We start from the raw sequence: 22,911 nt of genomic DNA on the forward strand, positions 1-22,911 counted from the left end.
CACCTACTCTTTCGTCCGGGGGTCAAATGCATCCCGCAAGCCATCACCTAACAGGTTAAAGGCTAACATGATAATAGAGAGAACCAGTGCTGGCCACCACATTTGGTAAGGCAGGAACTGGAAGTTCTTTTGCCCATCGTTCAACAACGTCCCTAGTGATGCTTGGGGCGAAGAAATCCCAATCCCGATGTAGGACAAGGTTGCTTCGAAGAAGATCGCGTTAGGAATCGTGAACATGGTGTTAATGATGATGACACTGGAAAGGTTTGGCAATAAATGTTTGAAGGCGATCTTTAATGGGCGTTCACCCAAGGTTCTCGCGGCCAAGATAAATTCTTGTTCCTTTAATTCCAGTGTCTGCGCTCTGACTAGCCGAGCCATGTTGGTCCAGGAGGTCAAGGCAATCGCGATGATAATGGAAAGCATCCCGGGTTTCAGAATCAAAATCAACAGGACAATCACCACTAAGTTAGGGATAGACAGGATGATTTCAATGACCCGTTGCATGAACGTGTCAATTCGACCACCCTTCCAGCCGGAGAACATCCCGTATGCAACCCCAATTGTCAGGTCAAATAACGTGGCAACTAAGGCAATGATGAGGGAAACTCGGGTCCCGTAAAGTACCCGGGAGAAGAGGTCCCGACCTAAGTAGTCGGTCCCCATGATGTAATGGACGTTTGAAGCGCCCGCTTGTTTGTAAGCGTCAATCCGTTGGCCCGCTTGAACCAACGTCCCGTTGAACCCATTGATGTTAATTCCAGGAATCTTTGAAGGTAGGTTCGCATATGAAGGATTAACCGCATTGGGATTGTGGGGAGAAACGAAGATGGACCCAAAGGCCATCAAAAAGATAATTGCCAGAATGATCAGAGATGCCCAGGCACCCTTGTTCTTCTTCAACCGGCGCCATGCATCTTGCGCGAAGGTTAACGAAGGTGCCGCAATCTTTTCACTGTCCAGCGCTGCCCGGTCATCGGCTGAAATTGGCTTAAAGCTATCTTCAGGGAGTTTTACTGTATCTGCCATTTATTTACCTCCTAGTTAGCCTTTCCTGTAAGCCGAATCCGTGGGTCAACGATTCCGTAAAGGATATCGGTGAACAACAGAACGACACATAACATGAATGAGTAAACGATCGTCAATCCCATGATGGTTGGGTAGTCGTTAGTCAAGACTGACTTAACGAATTGTTCCCCAATCCCAGGGATGGAGAAGATGTTTTCAACAACCATGGAACCCGTCATGATGTTAACCGCTAACGGCCCAACGATCGTGATTAGAGGAATCAAACTGTTCCGCAACGCGTGATGGAAGATCACACCAGTCTTGCTCAGCCCTTTGGCCTTCGCTAACTCAATGTAATCCGAACTCAACACGTCGACCATTTCGGTTCGGACGAACCGCGCCGATTCAGCCAGCGGTTGCGCCCCCAGCGCCAATGTTGGCAACACCGTGTAGATGAAGCCACCCCATTCAGCGATTGGGAACCATCCCGCCTTTAACCCCAAGTAGTATTGGAGCAAGACGGCTAAGACGAAGGAAGGAATTGAAATCCCTAAGATTGAAACAACCGTCGTGGTTGAGTCAACCCAGGTATTTTGTTTCATCGCACCGAAGGCCCCGATGATAATCCCAATGATGACACCGACGACCATAGCTTGCAGCCCAATCTGTAAGGAAGGCCCGATCCGACTTGAAATCAAGTAAGAAACAGGTTGATCGCTGAATTGGAATGAGGTCCCGAAGTTCCCCTTAACCGCACCGGCGAGGTACAGAAGGTATTGCTGCCATACGGGTTTGTTCAGGCCATATTGTTCGTAAATTAACGCAATTTGACTCTTGGACAACTTCGCTTGGTTGGTCAGTGGCGTCCCGGGTAACAACTTCATCAGGAAAAACGTCACGGTAATAACAATGAATAAGGTCAGGATCAGATAGAAGATCCGCTTTGCTAGGTACTTTGCCATTTGTTTACCTCTCAATCAGTAGACTTATTCGTTACCGTTAAGTTGTTAAACTTAACAAAAACTCCACGAAAACAACAAGATGATGAATGATTGCAATAATATCGAAAAGTAAGGACCAACTCGCGTCAATCCTTACTCCCCGATAAAGCTTATTATGTCGGCGAACCGACGAGTAATAACAGAATTAATCGTGGCTTACTTAGAAATGTAAGCTTTGCTGAAGTCCCAGTTGGCGCCGGTTGGGAAGTAAATCAATCCCTTAACATTGGACTTAACCAATTGTGCCTTACCTTGTTGGTAAACAGGGATGATCCCTTGGTCGCTTAAGATGGTCTTTTGAGCATTGACCATGTCGTTCCAACGAGCATCGGCATTGTTGGCATCCTTACCGCTTGCGGCCTTAACGTACTTGTCGTAAGCAGATGAGGACCATTTCCCGTTGTTGTAAGAGTTACCTGAGGTGAACAAGGATAAGAAGGAGATTGGGTCAGGGAAGTCGGCACCCCATGCGGAGATAACGGCATCGAATTGACCATTTTGTGAACGACTCAAACGGGTCTTGAATGGTAAGTTACTGTTCGTGACCTTGATGTTGCCTAACTTAGCCCATTGACTTTGAACAAACTCAGCGGAGTTCTTACCAGCTGGCGTGTCGTCAGCAAGCAGGGTCAATGAGTAGCTTGAACGACCAGTTTCCTTCAAGGCTTCTTTCCAAAGCTTCTTGGCCTTGGTTAAGTCTTGCGTGGTTGCTGATGGTACAGCGGCATCATCGTTGAAGTCCTTACCATTCTTAGATGCTAAGCCGGTTGAAACTAAGCCATCGGCAGCAGTTGAGCCGTCTTGTAAGACCTTGTTTACGAATTGCTTCCGGTTGATAGCCAATGATAAGGCTTGACGAGCCTTCTTGTTCTTCATCATTGAATCTTTCTTTTCGTTCATTTCAATGTAGAAGGTCGAAGCACTCTTCCGTTCAACGTATTGTTTGGAGTTCTTGTAGTTCTTAGGTTGTTGACCACTCAGGTACGTTGCATCCAACTTGCCACTCTGGTATTGACTCAAAGCCGTTTGTGGATCCTTAATCGTCTTGACGTTGATCTTCTTAAGTTTAACATTCTTAGCGTTCCAGTAGGAAGGGTTTTTACTCATGGTCCAGTTGTCTGACGTCCCGGTCCAGTAAGTTAGCTTGAATGGGCCGTTGTAGACGTTGTCTTGAGCGTTGGTAGCATACTTCTTACCGTACTTTTCAACAACTGATTGACTTTGTGGGAAGAACATTGGACTAGCAACTAAGGCTGGGAAGTAGCTCGTTGCTTGGGTCAAGGTCACAACCACTTTGTAGTTGCCTTCTGCCTTAATCCCTAAGCTAGAAACAGGCTTCTTCTTGGCGATGATGGCGTTGGCATTCTTAACCTGCGCATACATGTAAGCATATTGAGAAGCGGTCTTAGGATTAACGGTGCGTTGCCAGGCAAAGACGAAATCTTTAGCAGTAACTGGCTTCCCGTTACTCCATTTGGATTTACGAAGATTGAAGGTATAAGTTTTCCCGTCTTTGGACTTGGAATAGCTCTTAGCAACACCAGGAAGCGTCTTGCTGTTCTTACCGAATCGGAGTAAACCTTCGCCAGTGTTGTTCGTGGTTTCCCCTGAAACCACGTCGGTGGCGGTTGATGTATCCATAGAAGGTAATGCTGAGTTTTCCATCCAATTTAACGTCTGTTTGCTTGAATCTGAACTAGATGACGAAGACCCACACGCCGCCAGGAAAACTGCGGAGAACAGAGCCACCGTCCCTAATTTGACTGCCGAATTAATTTTCATTAATATCCAACCCCTCTTAGTTGTTTGAGCAATGAATTGACAACCTCAAATTTGATGTTTCCAATTGTATATTAGAAAACAATTAAAATCAATAACAAAAACTAATTTATTTTAACTTTTCATAAACAAATGCTGCAGTTACAACGTTTCTGCCCAAAAATTAAAATTTGATTTCACATTTTGAATACGTTTATTCGTTACTTTTTGTATAGCATATACAGATTTATGAGAATTTTTTCGTTCAAAACTTTTAATTATTCAACTTTGTTCGAAAATGAGAACGACTAAATGACCACTAGCTGGCAGCTGGCCCACCTTTCACTCCCAATAAAACGGCCTAACAAAAGAGCCTGGGTTTTGGCCCCAGGCTCTTGTGATCTATCTTATTTAGCGATGTAGGCCCGACTGTAATCCCAGTTGGCACCAACTGGGAAGTAGACGACACCCTTGACCTTAGACTTCATTAATTGTGGAATCCCCGTTTGGTAAACCGGAATGATCCCTTGGTCTTTGAGCAGAACCTTCTGCGCATCGACCAGGTTTTGCCACCGAGCAGCGGGCTTGTTGGCATTTGTTACCGAAGCATCCTTCATCAACTTGTCGTAAGACTTGTTAGACCACCGACCGTTGTTGTAACTGGTCCCGGTCGTGAAGAGCGACAGGTCGGTTGATGGATCTGGGTAGTCGGCACTCCAACCACTAACAACGGCTTGGAATTGACCATTTTGTGACCGTGACAACCGTGTCTTGTAAGGAATGTTGGAATTCGTTACCTTGAAGTTTGACAACTTTGTCCACTGACTTTGAATGTATTCCGTGGCACTCTTGCCGGCTGGCGTATCGTCGGCCAACAACGTCAGGGAGTAACTCTTACGCCCTGTTTCCTTCAAGGCCTGCTTCCAGAGTGATTGGGCCTTCTTCAAATTGTAAGACGTTGCGGATGGCACTGTGGCTTCTGACGCGAAGTCCTTGCCGTTGCGAATGGCTAGGCCCTTGGAAACAATCCCCGTTGCGGCCATAGACCCATCTTGCATGACCTTGTTCACGTATTGCTTCCGGTTGATAACCATGGACAAGGCTTGACGCGCCTTCTTGTTCTTAAGCATCGTGTCCTTCCGTTGGTTCAATTCAACGTAAGTAATCCGTGAGCTGGTCCGGGAATGGAAGTCTTTGTTATTTTTGTAATTCTTTGGTTGTTGACCACTCAGTGTGATCGCATCCAGCTTGCCACTCTGGTATTGGCTAAGGGCGGTCTGTGGATCCTTAACGGCACTGTACTTCACGTGTTGGAGCTTAACCACCTTCGCGTTCCAGTACTTCTTGTTCTTGGTTAAGGTCCAGTTATCTGAGGTCCCAGACCATGACGTCAACTTGAAGGGACCATTGTAGACGTTGGTCTTGGCATTGCTAGCGTAATTCTTACCGTACTTGTCAACGGCACCCTTGTTAACCGGGTAGAAACATTGTTGCGCGACTAATGTTGGGAAGTAACTAACTGGGTGTGCCAGTGTGACGACTAACTTGTAGTCCCCCACCTTCTTCACGCCCAGGGTCGATGTAGCCTTCTTCCCGGCCATGACGGCGTTAGCATTCTTAATGTCGCCATACAAGTAGGCGTATTCTGACCCGGTCTTAGGATCGACCGTCCGACGCCATGAGTAGACGAAGTCTTGCGCCGTCAGCTTATCGCCGTTGCTCCAGACCGACTTCCGCAGGTTAAAGGTATAGGTCAACCCGTCCTTGGACTTAGAATAACTCTTCGCCAACCCGGGCAAGGTCTTGCTGTTCTTACCAAACCGTAGCAAACCTTCACCGGTGTTGTTCAACGTTTCCCCGGAAATAATATCCGTGGCTTTCGCATTATCCATTGAGGCTAATGCTGATGTTTCCATCAGGTTCAAGGTCTGATCCTTGGCCTGACTGCTACTGGACGAGTTCCCACACGCGGCAAGAATCACTGCTGCAAACGTGGCAACCGTCCCAAGCTTAATGGCTGATGTACCTTTCATAAACTTCCGACCCCTCTATATGTAATGCTTGCTAACTTGACGTTGAAAACAATACTAAATTAAAAATAGATTAGAATCAATAGTAAATTTTAATTCGATTGGTTTTTCCACCGTTCTAACCCCTATGTAACGGCTTTCTAGCCGATTATAATTTATTTTATATGAGAACACGATGATAAGGAAAGTCTAAGCTTCAATTGCCCCGATCAAAAAAAGAGCGGCTCGCTGGCCGCTCCCCTTGCTTGTCATTCATCATCACATTACTTAGCCATATAAGCATGGCTAAAGTCCCAGTTAGCGCCGACTGGGAAGTAAACAACGCCCTTGACGTTACTCTTAACCAATTGTGGCTTGCCTTGTTGATAGAATGGAATAATCCCTTGATCCTTCAATAAGACCCGTTGGGCCTTAATCAGATCTTGCCAACGCTTGCCAGTCTTATTGGCATCGGCACCGGTAGCGGCATCGATCAGCTTGTCATAGGTCTTGTTCGACCACTTGCCTTCGTTATAAGAGTTCCCGGTGGTGAAGAGTTGTAGGAACGTGATTGGGTCGGCAAAGTCGGCCCCCCAGGCCGTCACAATACTGTCGAAGTCCCCACTGGCACACCGTGCGAGCACCGTCTTGTACGGCACGTTAGCATCGGTGACCTTCAATCCGGGTAACTTGGCCCATTGGCTTTGAATATATTCGGTTGAGCTCTTACCGGCAGCCGTATCATCCGCGGTCAACGTCATCGAGTAACTCTTACGACCGGTTTCCTTTAGGGCTTCCTTCCACAACTTCTTGGCCTTGGTCAGGTCTTGGCTCGTAGCCGATGGCACCTTAGCCGAAGCGGCGAAGTCCTTGCCCTTGTATGAGGCGAGTCCATCTGTCACTAACCCCGTTGGCGCCACGGATCCATCGTCCATAATCTTATTGGTGAATTGTTGCCGGTTGATGGCGAGTGAAAGTGCTTGCCGAGCCTTCTTGTTCTTCATCATGGTGTCCTTACGTTGGTTAACTTCAACGTAGGATGCCCGTGAACTGGTACGAGCAACGTATTCCTTACTGTTCTTGTAGTTCTTAGGTTGTTGGCCACTCAGGTAAATCGCATCCAGCTTGCCACTTTGATATTGGCTCAAAGCCGTTTGGGGGTCCTTGACCGTGTTAAATGCCACCTTGTTGAGCTTAACGTTCTTGGCATTCCAGTAACTGGCGTTCTTCGAAATCGTCCAGTTATCTGAAGTCCCCGACCAGGAGGTTAACTTGAAGGGACCGTTATAGACATTATCCGCAGCGTTGCTGGCATACTTCTTCCCGTAATGGTCCACGACCTTTTGATTCTGGGGGAAGAAGGTCGTTCCAGCAACCAGGTCTGGGAAATAGGAAACCGGGTGTGTCAGCGTGACGACCAGCTTATAGTTGCCTTCCGCCTTGATGCCGAGACTAGAAACCGCCTTCTTGTGCTTCATGATGGCATTGGCATTCTGAACATCGCCGAATAGATAGGCATATTCCGAAGCGGTCTTAGGGTTCACCGTGCGTTGCCAGGAATAGACAAAGTCCTTGGCCGTTACGGCATCCCCATTACTCCACTTAGACTTACGAAGATTAAACGTGTAAGTTTTCCCATCCTTCGATTTGCTGTAGCTCTTGGCTACCCCGGGATGCAGGCTGGTCTTTTTTCCAACCCGCAGTAAGCCTTCACCCGTATTGTTCAACGTTTCCGCAGAAACCGCATCGACGGATTTTGAAATATCCATCGTTGGCAATGCCGAGTTCTCCATCCAGGTTAAGGTTTGATCCTTCGCCTGGGCCTGACTGTTACTGGTACTTGATGTGGTCCCACAGGCAGCTAAAACACCCGCTGCTAAGGTTGCCACAGTTCCTAACTTAACCACTGAACTAATCTTCATCTAAGGTCCGACCCCTCTAAGTTTATAAACTGAATCTCTCTAAAACCGAGGATTATTCTAGATGATAAAACAATTAAAATCAACCTCATTTTTTAATAAACCAGGTAGACCAATCGTCAAAATCATTGCAAGTTGCCGGCCATGTTATACTAGTAACAATAACTTTAAAGGAGGGTGATTCTTTGGAAGAAACCCCACGAACACCAGTCATTACGATTGGTTTAAACTCTGGTCAGGCGACGTTTGACTACGCCATGACTGAACTGAAAAACCTAGTGGAGGCCAACAACATGACGGTCGTTGAAGAGATTCAACAGGCCCTCACCAAGCCCAATCCTGGGACCTACTTCGGTACTGGGAAGGTTGAAGAATTGGCCGCCATTGTGATCGATGACGGTGTCGATACCATCGTCGTCAACGATGAGCTGTCACCCAGTCAGATTCGTAACCTGGAAAAGGTCACCAAGGCCCGGATCATGGACCGCACCGGCCTCATCCTGGAAATCTTTGCTAACCGGGCCCAGTCTCGCGAAGCCAAACTTCAGGTGCAGTTGGCCATGCTGCAATACCAACTACCCCGGCTCCACACCAGTGCTTCGCAACGGTTGGACCAACAAACCGGTAGCGGTGGCGGCGGTGGCTTCACCAACCGTGGTGCCGGTGAATCACAAACGGAAATGAGTCGGCGGACCATTCAACGGTCCATCAACCACGTTAACCATGAATTGAAGGAAATTAATCAAGCGGCAGCGACCCAACGACAACAGCGGGAGCGGAATCAATTACCTTCCGTTGCCCTAGTCGGCTATACCAATGCCGGAAAATCGACTTTAATGAATGCCCTCGTTCGGCAATTTGGGATGAATGAGGAGAAGCAGGTCTTCGTTAAGAACATGCTCTTCGCCACCCTCGACACCAGCGTTCGGCAACTCACCTTCCCCGACCAGAAGAAGATGCTCCTGAGCGATACGGTTGGGTTCGTCAGTCAGTTACCAACGCAATTGGTGAAGGCCTTCCGCTCCACGTTGGCCGAGGCGGCCAATGCGGACCTGTTGATTCAGGTCGTTGACTACGCTGATCCCAACAAGGAAGCCATGATGAACACCACGGAACAAACCTTACGCGATATCGGCGTAACCGATGTCCCAATGATTACGGTCTTCAACAAGGCCGACTTGACCGAAACCAACTTCCCAAGTCGTGCCGGCGACGCGTTAATTCTCTCCGCCAAGGATGCGGACTCCATCGACTTGTTGACGCAGACGATTAAGGAAAAGGTCTTTCACAACTACGTCACGGCCACCTTTCTCGTCCCCTTCGCCAACGGGGAGGTTGTCGCCTACCTGAACGACAATGCCAATGTCCTGAGCACGGCGTATGAAGAGACGGGCACGGCCCTGAAGGTTGAACTTCAGCAGGCCGACTTCGCTCGCTTCAAGCAATACGTGGTGACGCCATCAACCAATGACTAAGCTTTAAATGACAAGACAAAGGTCTCACGGATAATAAATTCCGTGGGACCTTTTTGCTCGTCTCAAGTTCTCGCCTGCCGCCGTTCCAACCAGTGGGCCAGTATCGACAACAGGAAGCAGACCGCGAAGTACAGAGCGGCCACCGCCACAAACATGGGGACGATGTAGTTGCTGTCCTGACCATAAATGATTTGCGAGCGATACAGCATCTCGGGTAAGAGAATAATGGTTGCCAGTGACGTGTCCTTCACCAATGAGATGAATTGACTCACCAGAGCCGGAATCATCTTAACCATCGCCTGGGGTAACACAATGTGCCAGAGGGCCTGCCAATAGCTCAGGCCGTTGGCCCGGGCCCCTTCCATTTGCCCCTTGTCGATCGCCTGAATCCCGGAACGCACAATCTCCGCCAGCATGGCCGACTCGAAGATGGTCATTGCCAGGATTACCGCCACCAGAACCCCTGGCCGAATTCCCAGGTTTGGCAGGCCAAAATACGTAAAGAACAGGATTAGAATCAGTGGCAGATTCCGAATCACATCGATGATGCCACCAACAATCGCGGATAATCCCTTGATGCGGACGTACCTGACAATTCCCATGAACGATCCCAAGACAAAACTCGCTAGAATCGAGACTACGGAAACCAACAGTGTGAGGCCCAGGCCGCCGAAAAGGTAGCGGAGGTTTGCCGGCGTATAGGCCGCGATAAAGTCATGTAACATAGCGCTCCCCTCCTTAGGCCAACCGCTTTTCTAGATAACGCATGTAGGAACTAATAGGCAAGGTAATGGCCAAATACAACAGGCCAATCACGGCGTAGGTCGCCATCGTTGCCATGGAATCCGATGCGATGTTGTTCCCCTGATACATCAGGTCAAAGCCACCAACAAAGGCCAGCGTCGAAGAATTCTTAACCAAGTTCACGAATTGATTTCCCAGTGGCGGAATCACGTACCGAAACGCTTGTGGTAAGACGATGACGCGCATCGCCTGCCAGTAACTCAGGCCGTTCGCTCGGGCGCCTTCCATTTGACCAGGATCGACCGCCCGAATACCGGAACGAATCGTTTCGGCAATGAAAGCCGACGTGTACAGGGACAGCCCGATGGTTCCGGCGACAAAACCATTCAGCTTGATCACATACAGTGGCACTACCACATAGAAGAAGAGCGTGATCACCAACAAGGGAATATTGCGAAAGATTTCGATGTAGGTTCGGGCAATCCCCCGCAGCCAACGTTCTGGCGCCACTTCCAACAGTGCCACAACGGTTCCCAGTAATAGGCTGGCCGCTAACGCAATCAGGCTACAAATCAACGTTTGCCGGAGACCGACGAGCAACAGGCCCCCATAGTCATGGATAATCGCGATCATTGATGAGCCGCCTCCTCATAGTCGAACCCCTTAACATTGTGAAACCACTTATTAATGAGTCGTTGATACTCGCCATCCTGGCGCAGGGTCACCAGGGCCTGGTCTACGGCGCGTTTAAGTGGCTGTTGTTGCTTGGCCATGGCAATCCCGTATGGCTCGGCCACAAATGTTCCCCCCGTGACCACGTATCCGGGATTTTGCAATGACAAGCCATAGAGAATGCCATTATCGGTGGTCAGCGCCTGACCCTGACCGGACTTCAAGGCGGTCATGGCCTGCGCGTAATCCGTCAGCTGCAAGCCCTTCGCCTGCGGGGCAATTGCCAAGGCCTTTTCCACGGAGTTGGCACCGACCACCCCAAGGATGGTCCCGTGCTGGGCATTCAAATCATGAATATTTTTAATTGAACTCCCCTTTTTCACCAACAGCGACTGACCGGCATTGAAGTACGTGCTAGAGAAGGCCACCATCTTGGCTCGCTCAGGCGTCTTGGTGACGGTGGCCATGATGGCATCGACATCCCCATTCTCCAGCATCGGCATCCGGGTGGCACTCGTCACCTGAACAAACTTCGCCCGGCCTTTTGGTCCAAGAATCTGTTTCGTAATGGCCTTAGCCAGGTCGATTTCAAAGCCCTTGATTTGATTATCCCTGGTGTCTAGCAGGCCAAATAACCGAATGTCGGCCCGCACGCCCCAGGTCATGGTCTGAGACTTACGGTCGGCCTGCAAGACATCTTGGGCCGCCAGCGAGGGGTTCCCACATGCGCTGAGTCCGACCGTTAACCCCAATACCGCCAGCAAACTGGCTAGAAATCTTATCGTTCTTCGCATGGGTCTCCCCCCTCTAATGAGTCAAAATCTTACTGAGAAATTGGCGGGCCCGTTCATTAGTGGGTTGGCCGTCAAAGAACGTTTCCTTGGGATCGTCTTCCAGAATTTTCCCATCGGTCATGAAGACGACGCGGTTGGCCACCTCACGAGCAAAGCCCATCTCATGTGTCACCACTAACATGGTCATACTGGAATCGCGGGCAATCCCCTTCATGACCGTCAAAACATCATCAATCATTTCGGGATCGAGCGCACTCGTCGGTTCGTCAAAGAGCAAACACTTGGGATGCATGGCTAACGACCGGGCAATCGCTATGCGTTGTTTTTGGCCGCCCGAGAGTTGGGCTGGTCGTTTGCCCGCCTGATCGACTAAGCCAACCCGGTCGAGCATGGCCATCGCTGTCTTGTGATTATCGGTCTCATCGCGATGCAACACCAGTCGCGGTGCTAACATAATATTTTCGAGCACCGTCTTGTTGGCATACAGGTTGAAGTGTTGAAAGACCATCCCGACATTCTTACGAATCCGGTTAATGTCGGTGCGCTTCTCCGCCAGGTCTTGCCCGTTCACGATCAATTGGCCCTGTTGGATTGACTCCAGGCCATTGATCGTCCGAATCAAGGTCGACTTGCCCGAGCCGGACGGCCCAATCAGGACCACAGTCTCACCGGCCGCAATAGTGAGATTGATATCGGTCAGCGCGTGAAAGTTACCATAGTATTTCTCGACATGATGAAATTCAATCATCGACATCGTTATCCCTCCTCAGCTAAGTCATCACCAGTGATTGCGACGGCGGTCCCGTCACTTGGGGCTATCCTAGTTGCCTAGTCAGCAACGGTCAAAGTTGGTTGCCGCATATGGTTGGTGACCGAACTATTTAAGTTAGCGGTGCCGTCGCCGGGGTACAAAAAAAGAGTGGGACAAAAGACGGTTAGCCGGCGAGCATTAAGGCTGCTAACCGAATAATCCTGGTCTTGGATTGTTTGGTTAGCAGTTTTAAGCGGAACCGGCTGCCTTTTGTCGCACGTTTCAGCCATATAAATGGATAGACAAAAAAGAGTCTGGTTTTTTGTCCCAGACTCTTTCAGCTATTATCGTTAATGATTAATGGTGGTAACGAGAAGTCCGCGTCATCGGTTCGTCATCAGAAGATGACTCCCCAACGCTGGACAATTGATCGTAGCGGGCATGTCGCCCGGTCTCACGTGTCGTTGGCGTCGACTGGTCATCTGGATGTTTGTAGGCCAGTTGCACCGCCACTTCGAAGTCATTGGCTTGCTCAATCAATGAATTCCGCCCTAAGACCTTAAATGGTCCGCCAACCAAGGTAGCATTGGCCAGATACAATTCAAACTGATCACGGACATCGGCAACGGGTTGTAACCCAACCGTGCTGACGGCCCCAACTCGTTGTGCCTCGGCCTGATTAATCCCCGCATAGACCGCCAATTGGCCGCCCTCTTGCTTCATTTCAAAATAGGGAATTAAGACGCCAGGACCCGTGGCATACACGGGCTTCCCATTTTGCTGGGTCTGCGCCATGATCTCACGGTCGCCAAGTCCGGAATAGTCCAGGTCTAACAATTGATGTTGTTGCAGACGCGTGGCTAAATTCTGAATGGTTGCCAGTTCGGCATCGTTTGACTTGAGCTTACCGGGCAAGATCTTCTTTTCATCAAAGTAACCATTGGCCGGAATATTACGACCCCCGCGGGCAATCTGCTTGCCCTCTTCTTCGGCTTCCTTGGGCTTGATGTGTAGCAACTTTTCAATCTTCGGCGAGATATCGAAGGGCGCCTTCTTGTCCGTAAAGTAGTACACCACATTGAGGTAGACAAAGTACAGCAGCAACAAGGCTACCGCCAGGATCAGCAACCCCCAGAATGGGTGCCCATTCTTCAGATAACGAAAGGCGATGTAGAACAAGTAAATGTCCCCCAGGAATCCCAGGATGACGTAAATCCGATTCTTAATCTTAACGTTCACGTTGATATAACCTAAGTAATGGTTAACCATATCTAAGAAACTAAGCATGTGCGATCCCCCTTTCCTGCTTACTGATTAGTCGTTGTATCATTCGTGGTCGTCGTGTCATGACTGTACGTCTGGGCACTCTGCGTGTCATCACTCGTGGACCCCGTCTGATCATCGGTTGTACTGCTGGATTCCGTCGACGTTGCCGGCTTCTTTGACGTTGAATTACCAGTCGTCGACCCCGTGCTGCCGTTGCCATTGGTCTTATCAGCTTCGGAAGTGGAATTAGCAGAAGAACTCTGCGTGTCCGTTGACGAACTGCTTGCCGAAGAATCATCACTGCTACTATCCTTGCTGGAGTCAGAACTCTTCTTTTTACTATCGTCACTCTGTTTCTTGGAGTCATCCGATGAGCGATTGGAAATACTGGTGCTCGTCGTGGAGACCTTGGATGCCCCTTCGTTACTGTGGGTCACCGTGTTCGTCACCACGTTGGTTGCGCCCAGCGCCAATGCCATCGAAACGATTGCAAATGGCGTGATAAACGGCGGTGTTCGATACGCCATGTCACATTCCTCCTAACCTTTTTTCCCTAATTAGTCTTCATTATTACACGACAATCTGAAAGAATCCCCAAAATTCTCTTAATTTTTAACTAAGGATTCTGTGATGCCGGCGGCCTTACAGTCGGCACAAATGCCGTACAACTCAAAGCTGTGGCCGGTGATATCGTATCCGGGCAACTGCTCGGCAAAGAAATCCATCGGGCACATCTGTAACTCGGTGACCTTGCCACAATTTTGACAGATAAAATGATGATGGTGTTGATGATGGAAGTCACACTGATACTTGACCCGGGTCCGCTCTTGCTCGGTGTTCTGTTCAACAATCCCCACCTCTTCGAATTCCTTGAGGTTACGGTAAACCGTGTTGTGACTCATCCCTGGAAATTCTGTTCGCATGTAAGCGTCAACGGCCACGATGTCCGTGTAATGCCCCTGATTCGTCAACAAAAATTCCAATAGGGCGTGGCGTTGTTTCGTTATTTTAAGTTTGTTTTGTTTCAAAATATCTACGGCGGCGATTAATGTTTCTGCCATGGTCAGGATTGACCTCCTTTGCTCTGGTCCAAATTCCTAGTTAGTTTAGCACACTTACCGCAAAACACCACTATCAGCCGTCTCTCCCCGCTGGAGGCTCGTCATCAGGTCATCCAGCTTGAGTTGCGTTTGTTGCCAATGGTCATTGTTTAATTGAATGGCGCGTCCCCGTAAGGCGATGGGCATCGTCAGGTCACGACGGTATTCCGGGCTAGCGAAGCGCTTTTCCATCATATCCTCATCGTCGCCCCGCTTGGTCAACCGACTGGCCAATTGCTCGGTCTCGGAGACCGTCAGAAAGATGATGACCGCCTGATCGCCCAGCTCTTCGGCATAGGTGATGGCCCCCTTGGTATCTAAGACAATGGCGGCAAAGGGCGCTCGCTTGAACCCGGCCGCGATTCCCTCTCGCGAGGAACCATAATGATAACCTGAATAAACCACCGATTCAAGGTAGTGATTTTGCTTAAAGCTGTCGTCGTCTTCGAAATAATAGTCCTGGCCATCAACCTCGCCCTGCCGTGGTGGCCGGGTGGTATGGGTAATAATCTTCGTAACGGGATAATGGCTCACCAAATAATCTTGAACGGTGGTCTTACCGGTCCCCGTTGCCCCGGTGATAACTAAAACTTTAGGATTCATGTGGTGTCGCTCCCGTCAAATAGTGGTTCGCCTGGTCTAACAGGTCCTTTAGGTTATCGTATGTTAGCCGTTCACGAGCCGCCGCGTAATCAAACCAGCCAAACTGACTAATCTCAATCTGTTGCCGTTCAATCGTCACATTGGCCGGAACCTTCGCGGTGTAAAGCACCACGTGTTTGTGATGGCCATTCGCCATGTCATAGTCGACCGTTGCTTGGAAGCTTTCATCCACGGTCACGTTGAGTGCCGTCTCTTCCCGAATTTCCCGTACTGCTGTCTCGACATCGGTCTCGGTGCCTTCCACGTGTCCCTTGGGGAATCCCCAGAAGTCACTGGTGGCGCTCTTTAATAGTAAATACTCCGGCGTGTTCCCATTCAAACGATAAACCACTGCGCCGCTGGCATTCTCGGTAATCATGATTAATGGCCTCCTCTAATAAAACCTACTCGATCTATTTTAAAACGAAATGAGGAGTAAGGGCTAGTCTTTCGCAAACTTTTGGCAAAACACCCCCCAACTCTCATTGACTTTTAATTTAAGTCTAGGGTACACTATCCGAGATATGACCATTTATTAAGGAGGCTTTTTATGGGATTTGCGCGTATTTTCCGTCGCGAACAGTTAACCAATTATTTAAAAAGCGATCAGCACTTTGCAAAAACAATGACGGCCAAGGATCTCATGTCCTTGGGGATTGGCGCGGTCATTGGTACCGGGATCTTCATTCTGCCTGGCACCATTGCCGCCCAATATAGTGGGCCTGGCATTGTGCTCTCCTTTCTGATAGCCGCCATTGTCTGTTCCACGGCGGCCATGTGTTATGCCGAATTTGCTTCGGTCCTACCGATTGCCGGTTCCGCGTATTCTTACGGAAATCTGGTCTTCGGCGAAATTATCGGCTGGGTCCTTGGTTGGGCCCTCATCTTGGAATACGTTTTGGCCGTCGCCGCGGTCGCCAATGCCTTTGGGGCGTACTTCAAATCATTCTTAGCCGGGTTTCATCTCATCATTCCGGCCGCCATCGCGGGGCCCTATGACCCCGCTCACGGCACCTACGGCAACCTGGTCGCGATTGCTGTGGTCATCCTCATCAGCTGGCTTCTCAACCATGGGATGCGAGAATCGATGCGGATTAATAACGCGATTGTTATTGTTAAAATTGCCATTATTATATTATTCGTCGTGGTCGGTATCTTCTATGTCCGACCTAGCAATTGGCAGCCGTTCGCACCCTATGGGGCTCACGGTATTCTCCGCGGGGCTTCCACGGTTTTCTTCGCCTACCTGGGTTTCGACGTCGTGTCGGCCTCGGCAGCCGAGGTTAAGAACCCCCGGCGCAACATGCCCATCGGCATCATTGGCACCCTGATCGTGGCAACAATTCTCTACATGATGGTGGCCATCGTCCTGACCGGGATGGTGCATTACACGCGGTTAAACGTGTCGGACCCCGTTGCCTTTGCCCTCACCCTGGTCCATCAAAATTGGACGTCCGGTATCATTTCCCTTGGCGCCCTTGCCGGTATGTTTACCATGATGGTGACCATGATTTACAGTTCCTCTCGCCTCATCTATTCAATTGGCCGCGATGGCCTGCTCCCTAAATTTTTGGGCCGGATCGACGAAAGGACCCAGACGCCGCGTAACAGCCTGGCCGTGATTACCGTGGTCATCGCCTTACTCGGTGGCTTCGTACCCTTGGCCCAGCTGACCAACCTGGTTAACATCGGGACACTGGTCGCCTTTCTCTTCGTCTCGTTTGGGATTCTACGACTGCGCCACCTACCCGACATGCCCCACAACAGTGGCTTCAAGGTTCCCGGCTATCCCGTCCTCCCCATCATTTCCGGTCTACTCTGCTTCTACATGATGCTGCAGTTGCCTGCCGAAACCTGGATCGCTTCCAGCATCTGGTTTGCCATCGGTCTCGTCATCTACTTCAGCTATGGTCTACGCCACAGCCGGCTCAACGACCAAACCGATTAATTTTTCTGACTCTCAATAAGGAAGGCGTTAATTATGCGTAACCAGCAATTTGCCATCCGTCCCACCACGGCTCCCGAAGCCGTCACGGAACTCAAACGTATTCACTTCTTGGATAACAACAATGTCATCCTTACCAACCCTAACGAACTATTGTTAGACCTGTTCGACCGTAGTTGGCCGGAATACCCGGACCAGCCCGCCATCGAACACCACCTCAAGGCACTCATGGCCACCCCCGACCTTGATGGTTGGACCTACTTACACAGCCAGACCGAAGTCAGCATCGCTGCATTCTACAACCTGGCGCTCCAACGACTGGGATTCGCCGTCGACCTCGACTTCAAGCTCGCCGATCCGCTGGCCGCCATGCAGGCCCTGAACCTGCCGGTCTATCACGTGACAACCACCAACCTGTCCGCCAGTGATCTGACCCAGGCCTGGTACCTGCTACTCACGACACACACCCACGACGGGCAAACGTTCCTCGACCTGCTAACCACCCATGGTTACTTTGAACCCTTGATGGCGGATCCCACGACACCTAAGCCCCTCATCTTCAATGGCAAGGCGCAGGCGGTCTTCGATACCACCAAGTTGATCCGCGACGTGGTCTACGTTGAAAGTTCCTTGGATACGGACGAAGATGGCCAACGTGATCTCCTAAAGGCTGAAATTCTCCGGCCTGCTGAAACGGCCAGTGGCATGACCGTCCCCGTTCTGTACACCGCCAGCCCTTACAACCAAGGTACCAACGATGAGGCCGGCGAGGCCATGACGCACAACGTCAACGTGCCACTGGAAGCCAAGCAACCGCAAACACCCGATCTAGCCGACCTAACCCCGGCCGCGTTACCAACAGCCCCGGATCCTCGTCCGGTCAAGGCCACAACCACCGAGGCCACGGAGACCTTTGCCCGTGAGAGTTCCTACACCCTTAACGACTACTTCTTGGCTCGGGGCTTCGCTGTCCTTTACGCCGCCGGCATCGGCACCAAGGATTCGGATGGTGTCCGCACCTCCGGCGATCCCGCCGAAACGGCGTCCACCACGGCGATCATCGAATGGCTGACGGGCGACCGCGTGGCCTTCACCGACCGCACGGCCACCACCGCCATCACCGCTTACTGGAGTTCCAAGCTGGTAGCCATGACCGGTCGTTCTTACCTAGGGACCATGGCCACGGCGGCCGCCACCACCGGTGTCAAGGGCCTTAAGACCATCATCGGTGAGGCCGCCATCTCGAGTTGGTATGACTACTACCGTGACGGCGGCTTGGTCATCGCACCCGGCGGCTTCCCCGGCGAAGATGCCGACGTCTTGGCGGAGGAAACCTTCAGCCGGCAACTCCAGGCCGGTGACTACCACCGCGTCCAGGAAAAGTGGCAGGCCGACCTGGCCGCTATTACCCACGGTCAAGACCGCACCACCGGGAACTATAACGCCTTTTGGGCCGCCCGGAATTACCTGGTCAACGCCGACAAGATTAAGGCTGACCTCCTATTGGTCCATGGCCTCAACGACTGGAATGTTAAACCGCGCAACGTGAATAATCTTTGGAACGCTGTCCGGGATTTACCAATTACCAAGAAACTGGTCCTGCACCAGGGCCAACACATCTATATCAACGCCTTTCGCTCCATCGACTTCACGGACATGGTTAACCTGTGGCTGACCCACGAACTGTTGGGGATCGACAACGGCGCGGAAACCTTGATTCCCGACGTCACCATCCAGGACAATGCCGAACCAGAAACCTGGCGGGCCTACCCTGACTGGGACGCCCCAACGAATCAACGTCTCACCTATCAACTCCGCCACGACGAGCTCGTCTCGGCCAAAACGGCCGGCCCGGCCGAAGCCACCAGTTTCAATGACCAATTACCGGTCGCCCAATTTAACCATTACACGCAGGCCATCGATGACTGGCAACGCGACCTGCTTGGCGATAAACATAATGATATGTTCCGCCACCGGTTACTCTTCAAGTCGGCCGTTCTCACCGACCCCCTCATCATTGACGGCCGGGTCCAGGTCAAGCTTCGTGTCGCCGTCAACCAACCCGTCGGCATGTTGAGCTTCCAACTCGTTGATTACGGGACCGCTAAACGACTGAACGTCTCGCCAACCAACCTGCGGCAGCCACTAGACGAGGGCTTCCATTGGCGTGAAGACCAACTCCGTGAGTTCCAACTGGCCGATCAACCTTCCCCTTGGAAGATGATCACGAAGGGCCATCGCAACTTGCAAAACCGCCACAATAGCTATCAGGTCGATGAGCTCCTACCAAACGAATTCTACGACTTGACGGTCACTCTGCAACCGACGCATTACAGGCTGTTGGCCGGTCACCAATTAGGCCTAGCGATCTACGCAACCGACTTCGGGATGACGGTACGGGGAAATCAAGACCTACAATATTCCATCCAATTGGGGAACTCCTCAATCACCGTTCCCTGGGTCGTTGATCCCGCCTAGTTATTTTCGTATTTTAATAAACAGTGCTAAACTAATTCAGAAGACTAAATTACTTTAAGAGTGGAGGAATTCTTTATGAAACAAGGCACCACGATTATCACTTTAGACAATGGGTACCACCTCTGGACAAACACTCAAGGAACTGGCGACATTCACCTGCTCGCCCTACATGGTGGCCCTGGTGGCAACCACGAATACTGGGAAGATACTGCCAAGCAATTGGCTAACCAAGGCCTGAACGTCCAAGTTCACATGTACGACCAATTAGGCTCATGGTATTCAGACCAACCCGACTATAGCGACCCCGAAATTGCCAAGAAATACCTGACTTACGACTACTTCTTGGATGAAGTCGAAGAAGTTCGGCAAAAATTAGGCATCGACAAGTTCTACCTCATTGGCCAATCATGGGGCGGTGCCCTGGTTCAAATGTACGCTGCTAAATACGGTGACCATTTGAAGGGTGCGATCATTTCCTCTATGGTTGATAACATCGACGAATACGTTGAAAGCATCAACCATATTCGGGAAACCGTTCTCTCCGCTGACCAAGTTGCGTACATGAAGCAAGTTGAAGCCGACGGCAACTATGACGATCCTAAATACCAAAGCTACGTTGACATCTTAAACGATGGCTACGTGGACCGGAAGAAGCCCGCTGCGATCTCCCACCTGATCAGCACGATGGCAACCGACGTTTACGGTGCCTTCCAAGGCGATAACGAATTCGTTATCAAGGGTAAGCTGAAGGAATGGAACTTCCGTAGCCACCTCAAGGACATCAAGGTCCCAACGCTGTTAACCTTTGGGGAACACGAAACCATGCCCCTTGCCACTGGTAAGAAGATGGCCGAACTCATCCCCCACTCACGCTTCGTAACAACGCCAGAAGGTGGTCACCACCATATGATCGATAACGCTCCCGTCTACTACGATCACTTGGCAACCTTCATTCGCGACGTGGAAAGCGACAACTTTAACGCTTAATCACCGACATCAAAAAAGAGTCATGACAGCAATGTCATGGCTCTTTTTATCATGCTTCTATTTAACTGTCTAGCGGATAACGACCTTCATCCCATAAGGGACATTCTCGTAGACCCACTTGGCATCGGCAACGGAAAGCCGCACACATCCGTGGGATGCCGCGGTCTTCCCGAGTTCTTCGGCCTCACTCTTGATGTAGTGACCATCCTTATCCGTTGGCACACTGTGGAAGAGGTAGATCCCATGGTCCTTCCAAGAAACCCAGTAACGGGCCCCTTCACCAGACGATTGATTATAGAAGAACTTCCCCCGTTCACCCTGAATGGCAAAGGTGCCGTGCGGTGTCTTATTCTCCTTACCGGTACCGGTTGAACAGTACATCGTGTAGAGAATGGTCTGGCCGTCACGCACGTAGACCCGTTGCTTACTGGTATTCACGTCCAGCCAAGCGTTGGGGTGCGCCTTCAGGTCAGGATAAGCCTTGTCTTCAGACGGCTCCCGCCAATTAACCGTGGGGGCCTTTTTCTTCAAGCTTAACTGGCTCAACTTAAAATGCCCCGTCGAATTAACAACGGTCTTCTGATATAGCCGATTAATCCCAATCCCCGCAATCACCAGTAACACGATGACTACGAGTATTTTTCTGAAACGTCTCATGTGCTGCCACCCTTTATTCGTGTATTTTCACTCTCAGGGACAACTGTAACGGTTTTAAATGAAAAAGGGAACGCCTTTTACCAAAATGTAATCTCCCAGCAATGCTTCTTAATTATTCGCGGCCCGTAGACTGAGTTTTTCCACGTTCAGGATCTTATCGACCAATCCCGTGTAGAAGCTCGCCTCATGGCTCACGATGATCGCGTTCCCAGAGAAGTCATTGATGGCATTCTTCAAGGCCTGCTTGGTTTCGTCGTCCAAATGGTTCGTCGGTTCATCCATGATGAGGAAGTTAGCGGGTTCAAATTCCATCATCGCTAACTTGACCTTGGTCTGTTCCCCACCGGAGAGCTCACCGATGGGCTTCATCGCGTTGGCGGAATCCAAGCCACACTTAGACAACTTCGTCCGAATGGCCTTTTGCGGTAACTTTTCGTACTTAGCCTGAATGATTTCTAGCGGCGTCTGGGCATTGTTATCCCAGACCAGGTCTTGGCTAAAGTAGCTAATCTTAGCCGATGGGGAGAAGTGAGCCTCCCCACCCTTGGCCTTGATTAAGCCCAGGATGGACTTGATTAGCGTTGACTTACCAACCCCGTTGAACCCGGTCAACCCCACCTTCTGATTGGTGGTCACGGAGAAGGTCACGGGCTTCAGCAATGGCCGGTCATAACCGACGGACAATTCATCAACCACCAAGGCGTTCTGCGACCCCGTTTCCTGATAAGGAAAGTCGAAGTGTGCCTGAACATTGGTCGAAGGTGGATCGACCCGATCCAACCGATTCAGCATCTTTTCTCGAGACTTGGCCATCGTTGACTTAGAGCCGGCCTTATTCTTACGAATAAACCGTTCGGCCTTTTCGATCACAACCTGCTGCTTATCGAATTCGCGTTGTTGAGCCTTTTCCCGTTCGTCTCGTTGCCGCATGGCCTGCTTGAAGTTCCCCCGGTATTTGGTAATCTGACCGAAGGCAACGTTAATGATACAGTTGGTCACATTTTGCAAGAAATCATAGTCATGGGACACTACTAACACGGCACCCTCAAAGTTGTTGAGGTAGTCTTCCAACCAGGCGATGTGCGCCACGTCCAGGTAGTTGGTCGGTTCATCCAACAGAATCACATCGGGATTTTCCAGCAGCAGCTTGGCCAAAATAATCTTTGACCGTTGCCCACCAGACATCTTGGCAACCTCATGGTCACGCCCCATGTCATCCAGGCCTAACCCGGAGATCACTCGTTCGATCTGCGTCTCAACATCGTAGAAGTTACGGGCATCCAAGACCTCTTGAATTCGGCCGGCGCGCTCCAGTAACTTGTCTTCCATGGTCTCAGCGTATTCGGTATACAGCGCCGTCATCTGGTCATTCATTTCATACAGATCGGCGTAGGCCGTGTGTAAGAAATCAATCAGCGTCATACCTTCTGGGATATCCGCGTATTGGTCTAAGTAACCAATGTGCGTCTTCTTTTGCCATTTAACGGAACCCGTCAAAGGGAGCTCCTGGCTCGTAATAATCTTGATTAAGGTTGACTTACCGACCCCGTTTTGCCCGACGACACCCATGTGTTCGCCCTTTTCTAGCGTAAAACTGGCCCCTTCATAGAGCTTCTTATCGGCGAAGCTCATACTTAGGTCGTCAACTTCTAATAGTGGCACTTTGTTCCCTTCCCTTCTTCTCTCACGCAGAAAAAGCCCCGAC

At 50.4% G+C, this 22,911-nt stretch carries 20 protein-coding genes; 4 read left to right on the plus strand and 16 right to left on the minus strand.

Translation table 11 applies throughout. The features are described 5' to 3' along the window. Window positions 1-3: 3 nt before the first annotated feature. From EKM96_RS02370 to EKM96_RS02390, 5 genes are all read right to left on the minus strand, one after another. On the minus strand, window positions 4-1,029 hold the full coding sequence (locus EKM96_RS02370) for an ABC transporter permease (protein WP_125639175.1): 1,026 nt from the start codon (window positions 1,027-1,029) through the stop codon (window positions 4-6). 11 nt (window positions 1,030-1,040) lie between these two features. Beyond that, entirely contained in the window at window positions 1,041-1,970 is a 930-nt protein-coding gene (opp3b, locus tag EKM96_RS02375) for an oligopeptide ABC transporter permease (RefSeq protein WP_125639177.1), read from the minus strand. Window positions 1,971-2,165: 195 nt separating this feature from the next. Next, the gene (locus EKM96_RS02380) at window positions 2,166-3,791 is read right to left on the minus strand and encodes a peptide ABC transporter substrate-binding protein (protein WP_125639179.1); all 1,626 of its coding nucleotides are present in this window, start codon (window positions 3,789-3,791) and stop codon (window positions 2,166-2,168) included. Window positions 3,792-4,174: 383 nt separating this feature from the next. Continuing rightward, window positions 4,175-5,800, minus strand: coding sequence for a peptide ABC transporter substrate-binding protein (locus EKM96_RS02385; protein WP_125639181.1), 1,626 nt, complete (start codon window positions 5,798-5,800; stop codon window positions 4,175-4,177). Window positions 5,801-6,060: 260 nt separating this feature from the next. Continuing rightward, on the minus strand, window positions 6,061-7,698 hold the full coding sequence (locus EKM96_RS02390) for a peptide ABC transporter substrate-binding protein (protein WP_125639183.1): 1,638 nt from the start codon (window positions 7,696-7,698) through the stop codon (window positions 6,061-6,063). A gap of 182 nt (window positions 7,699-7,880) precedes the next feature. Between EKM96_RS02390 and hflX the strand changes: the two genes are divergently transcribed. Then, entirely contained in the window at window positions 7,881-9,170 is a 1,290-nt protein-coding gene (gene hflX / locus EKM96_RS02395) for a GTPase HflX (protein ID WP_125639186.1), read from the plus strand. Window positions 9,171-9,232: 62 nt separating this feature from the next. Here hflX and EKM96_RS02400 read toward each other — a convergent pair whose 3' ends face one another. From EKM96_RS02400 to EKM96_RS02440, 9 genes are all read right to left on the minus strand, one after another. Continuing rightward, window positions 9,233-9,895, minus strand: coding sequence for an amino acid ABC transporter permease (locus EKM96_RS02400; protein ID WP_125639189.1), 663 nt, complete (start codon window positions 9,893-9,895; stop codon window positions 9,233-9,235). Window positions 9,896-9,908: 13 nt separating this feature from the next. Then, window positions 9,909-10,547: an amino acid ABC transporter permease gene (locus EKM96_RS02405; RefSeq protein ID WP_125639192.1), complete on the minus strand. Its 639-nt coding sequence runs from the start codon at window positions 10,545-10,547 to the stop codon at window positions 9,909-9,911. Beyond that, a complete protein-coding gene (locus tag EKM96_RS02410; RefSeq protein WP_125639195.1) occupies window positions 10,544-11,380 on the minus strand; it encodes a transporter substrate-binding domain-containing protein in 837 nt (278 codons plus the stop codon). Before EKM96_RS02410 ends, EKM96_RS02405 begins: the two co-directional genes overlap by 4 nt. 13 nt (window positions 11,381-11,393) lie before the next feature. Then, window positions 11,394-12,134 carry an amino acid ABC transporter ATP-binding protein gene (locus EKM96_RS02415; RefSeq protein ID WP_125639198.1) on the minus strand — a complete coding sequence of 247 codons (741 nt, stop codon included), beginning with the start codon at window positions 12,132-12,134 and terminating at the stop codon, window positions 11,394-11,396. 354 nt (window positions 12,135-12,488) lie between these two features. Beyond that, the gene (locus tag EKM96_RS02420) at window positions 12,489-13,418 is read right to left on the minus strand and encodes a DUF6681 family protein (protein ID WP_125639203.1); all 930 of its coding nucleotides are present in this window, start codon (window positions 13,416-13,418) and stop codon (window positions 12,489-12,491) included. Between the two features lie 20 nt (window positions 13,419-13,438). After that, window positions 13,439-13,924: a hypothetical protein gene (locus EKM96_RS02425; protein WP_125639206.1), complete on the minus strand. Its 486-nt coding sequence runs from the start codon at window positions 13,922-13,924 to the stop codon at window positions 13,439-13,441. Window positions 13,925-14,002: 78 nt separating this feature from the next. Continuing rightward, a complete protein-coding gene (locus tag EKM96_RS02430; RefSeq protein WP_125639208.1) occupies window positions 14,003-14,458 on the minus strand; it encodes a Fur family transcriptional regulator in 456 nt (151 codons plus the stop codon). A 54-nt stretch (window positions 14,459-14,512) separates the two neighbouring features. Beyond that, a complete protein-coding gene (locus EKM96_RS02435) occupies window positions 14,513-15,100 on the minus strand; it encodes a nucleoside/nucleotide kinase family protein (protein WP_125639212.1) in 588 nt (195 codons plus the stop codon). Further along, the gene (locus tag EKM96_RS02440; protein ID WP_125639215.1) at window positions 15,090-15,518 is read right to left on the minus strand and encodes a bis(5'-nucleosyl)-tetraphosphatase; all 429 of its coding nucleotides are present in this window, start codon (window positions 15,516-15,518) and stop codon (window positions 15,090-15,092) included. The genes EKM96_RS02435 and EKM96_RS02440 overlap by 11 nt, the downstream gene beginning before the upstream one ends. Window positions 15,519-15,689: 171 nt before the next feature. Between EKM96_RS02440 and EKM96_RS02445 the strand changes: the two genes are divergently transcribed. The 3 genes from EKM96_RS02445 (at window position 15,690) to EKM96_RS02455 (ending at window position 20,549) form a co-directional block, all read left to right on the plus strand. Then, window positions 15,690-17,087, plus strand: a complete 1,398-nt coding sequence (locus EKM96_RS02445) for an APC family permease (RefSeq protein WP_125639218.1) — start codon at window positions 15,690-15,692, stop codon at window positions 17,085-17,087. Between the two features lie 33 nt (window positions 17,088-17,120). Further along, entirely contained in the window at window positions 17,121-19,562 is a 2,442-nt protein-coding gene (locus EKM96_RS02450; protein WP_125639221.1) for a Xaa-Pro dipeptidyl-peptidase, read from the plus strand. 75 nt (window positions 19,563-19,637) lie between these two features. After that, the gene (locus tag EKM96_RS02455) at window positions 19,638-20,549 is read left to right on the plus strand and encodes a proline-specific peptidase family protein (protein ID WP_125639224.1); all 912 of its coding nucleotides are present in this window, start codon (window positions 19,638-19,640) and stop codon (window positions 20,547-20,549) included. A gap of 69 nt (window positions 20,550-20,618) precedes the next feature. On the opposite strand, the gene EKM96_RS02460 is transcribed toward EKM96_RS02455, so the two are convergent. After that, window positions 20,619-21,206 (minus strand): L,D-transpeptidase, encoded by a 588-nt coding sequence (locus EKM96_RS02460; protein WP_125639227.1) that lies wholly within the window; start codon window positions 21,204-21,206, stop codon window positions 20,619-20,621. Between the two features lie 108 nt (window positions 21,207-21,314). Then, on the minus strand, window positions 21,315-22,838 hold the full coding sequence (locus EKM96_RS02465; protein WP_164510966.1) for an ABC-F family ATP-binding cassette domain-containing protein: 1,524 nt from the start codon (window positions 22,836-22,838) through the stop codon (window positions 21,315-21,317). Window positions 22,839-22,911: the final 73 nt, after the last annotated feature.

It is taken from the genome of Levilactobacillus tangyuanensis, assembly GCF_003946545.1.
Taxonomy (GTDB): Bacteria; Bacillota; Bacilli; order Lactobacillales; family Lactobacillaceae; genus Levilactobacillus; species Levilactobacillus tangyuanensis.

Coding starts and splice junctions, on each gene's coding strand:
- EKM96_RS02405 (WP_125639192.1), bottom strand. CDS start 10,547: ATGATCGCGATTATCCATGACTATGGGGGCCTGTTGCTCGTCGGTCTC.
- EKM96_RS02390 (WP_125639183.1), bottom strand. CDS start 7,698: ATGAAGATTAGTTCAGTGGTTAAGTTAGGAACTGTGGCAACCTTAGCA.
- opp3b (WP_125639177.1), bottom strand. CDS start 1,970: ATGGCAAAGTACCTAGCAAAGCGGATCTTCTATCTGATCCTGACCTTA.
- EKM96_RS02440 (WP_125639215.1), bottom strand. CDS start 15,518: ATGATTACCGAGAATGCCAGCGGCGCAGTGGTTTATCGTTTGAATGGG.
- EKM96_RS02370 (WP_125639175.1), bottom strand. CDS start 1,029: ATGGCAGATACAGTAAAACTCCCTGAAGATAGCTTTAAGCCAATTTCA.
- EKM96_RS02385 (WP_125639181.1), bottom strand. CDS start 5,800: ATGAAAGGTACATCAGCCATTAAGCTTGGGACGGTTGCCACGTTTGCA.
- EKM96_RS02425 (WP_125639206.1), bottom strand. CDS start 13,924: ATGGCGTATCGAACACCGCCGTTTATCACGCCATTTGCAATCGTTTCG.
- EKM96_RS02450 (WP_125639221.1), top strand. CDS start 17,121: ATGCGTAACCAGCAATTTGCCATCCGTCCCACCACGGCTCCCGAAGCC.
- EKM96_RS02400 (WP_125639189.1), bottom strand. CDS start 9,895: ATGTTACATGACTTTATCGCGGCCTATACGCCGGCAAACCTCCGCTAC.
- EKM96_RS02380 (WP_125639179.1), bottom strand. CDS start 3,791: ATGAAAATTAATTCGGCAGTCAAATTAGGGACGGTGGCTCTGTTCTCC.
- EKM96_RS02430 (WP_125639208.1), bottom strand. CDS start 14,458: ATGGCAGAAACATTAATCGCCGCCGTAGATATTTTGAAACAAAACAAA.
- EKM96_RS02420 (WP_125639203.1), bottom strand. CDS start 13,418: ATGCTTAGTTTCTTAGATATGGTTAACCATTACTTAGGTTATATCAAC.
- EKM96_RS02465 (WP_164510966.1), bottom strand. CDS start 22,838: ATGAGCTTCGCCGATAAGAAGCTCTATGAAGGGGCCAGTTTTACGCTA.
- EKM96_RS02415 (WP_125639198.1), bottom strand. CDS start 12,134: ATGTCGATGATTGAATTTCATCATGTCGAGAAATACTATGGTAACTTT.
- EKM96_RS02410 (WP_125639195.1), bottom strand. CDS start 11,380: ATGCGAAGAACGATAAGATTTCTAGCCAGTTTGCTGGCGGTATTGGGG.
- EKM96_RS02455 (WP_125639224.1), top strand. CDS start 19,638: ATGAAACAAGGCACCACGATTATCACTTTAGACAATGGGTACCACCTC.
- EKM96_RS02435 (WP_125639212.1), bottom strand. CDS start 15,100: ATGAATCCTAAAGTTTTAGTTATCACCGGGGCAACGGGGACCGGTAAG.
- EKM96_RS02445 (WP_125639218.1), top strand. CDS start 15,690: ATGGGATTTGCGCGTATTTTCCGTCGCGAACAGTTAACCAATTATTTA.
- EKM96_RS02460 (WP_125639227.1), bottom strand. CDS start 21,206: ATGAGACGTTTCAGAAAAATACTCGTAGTCATCGTGTTACTGGTGATT.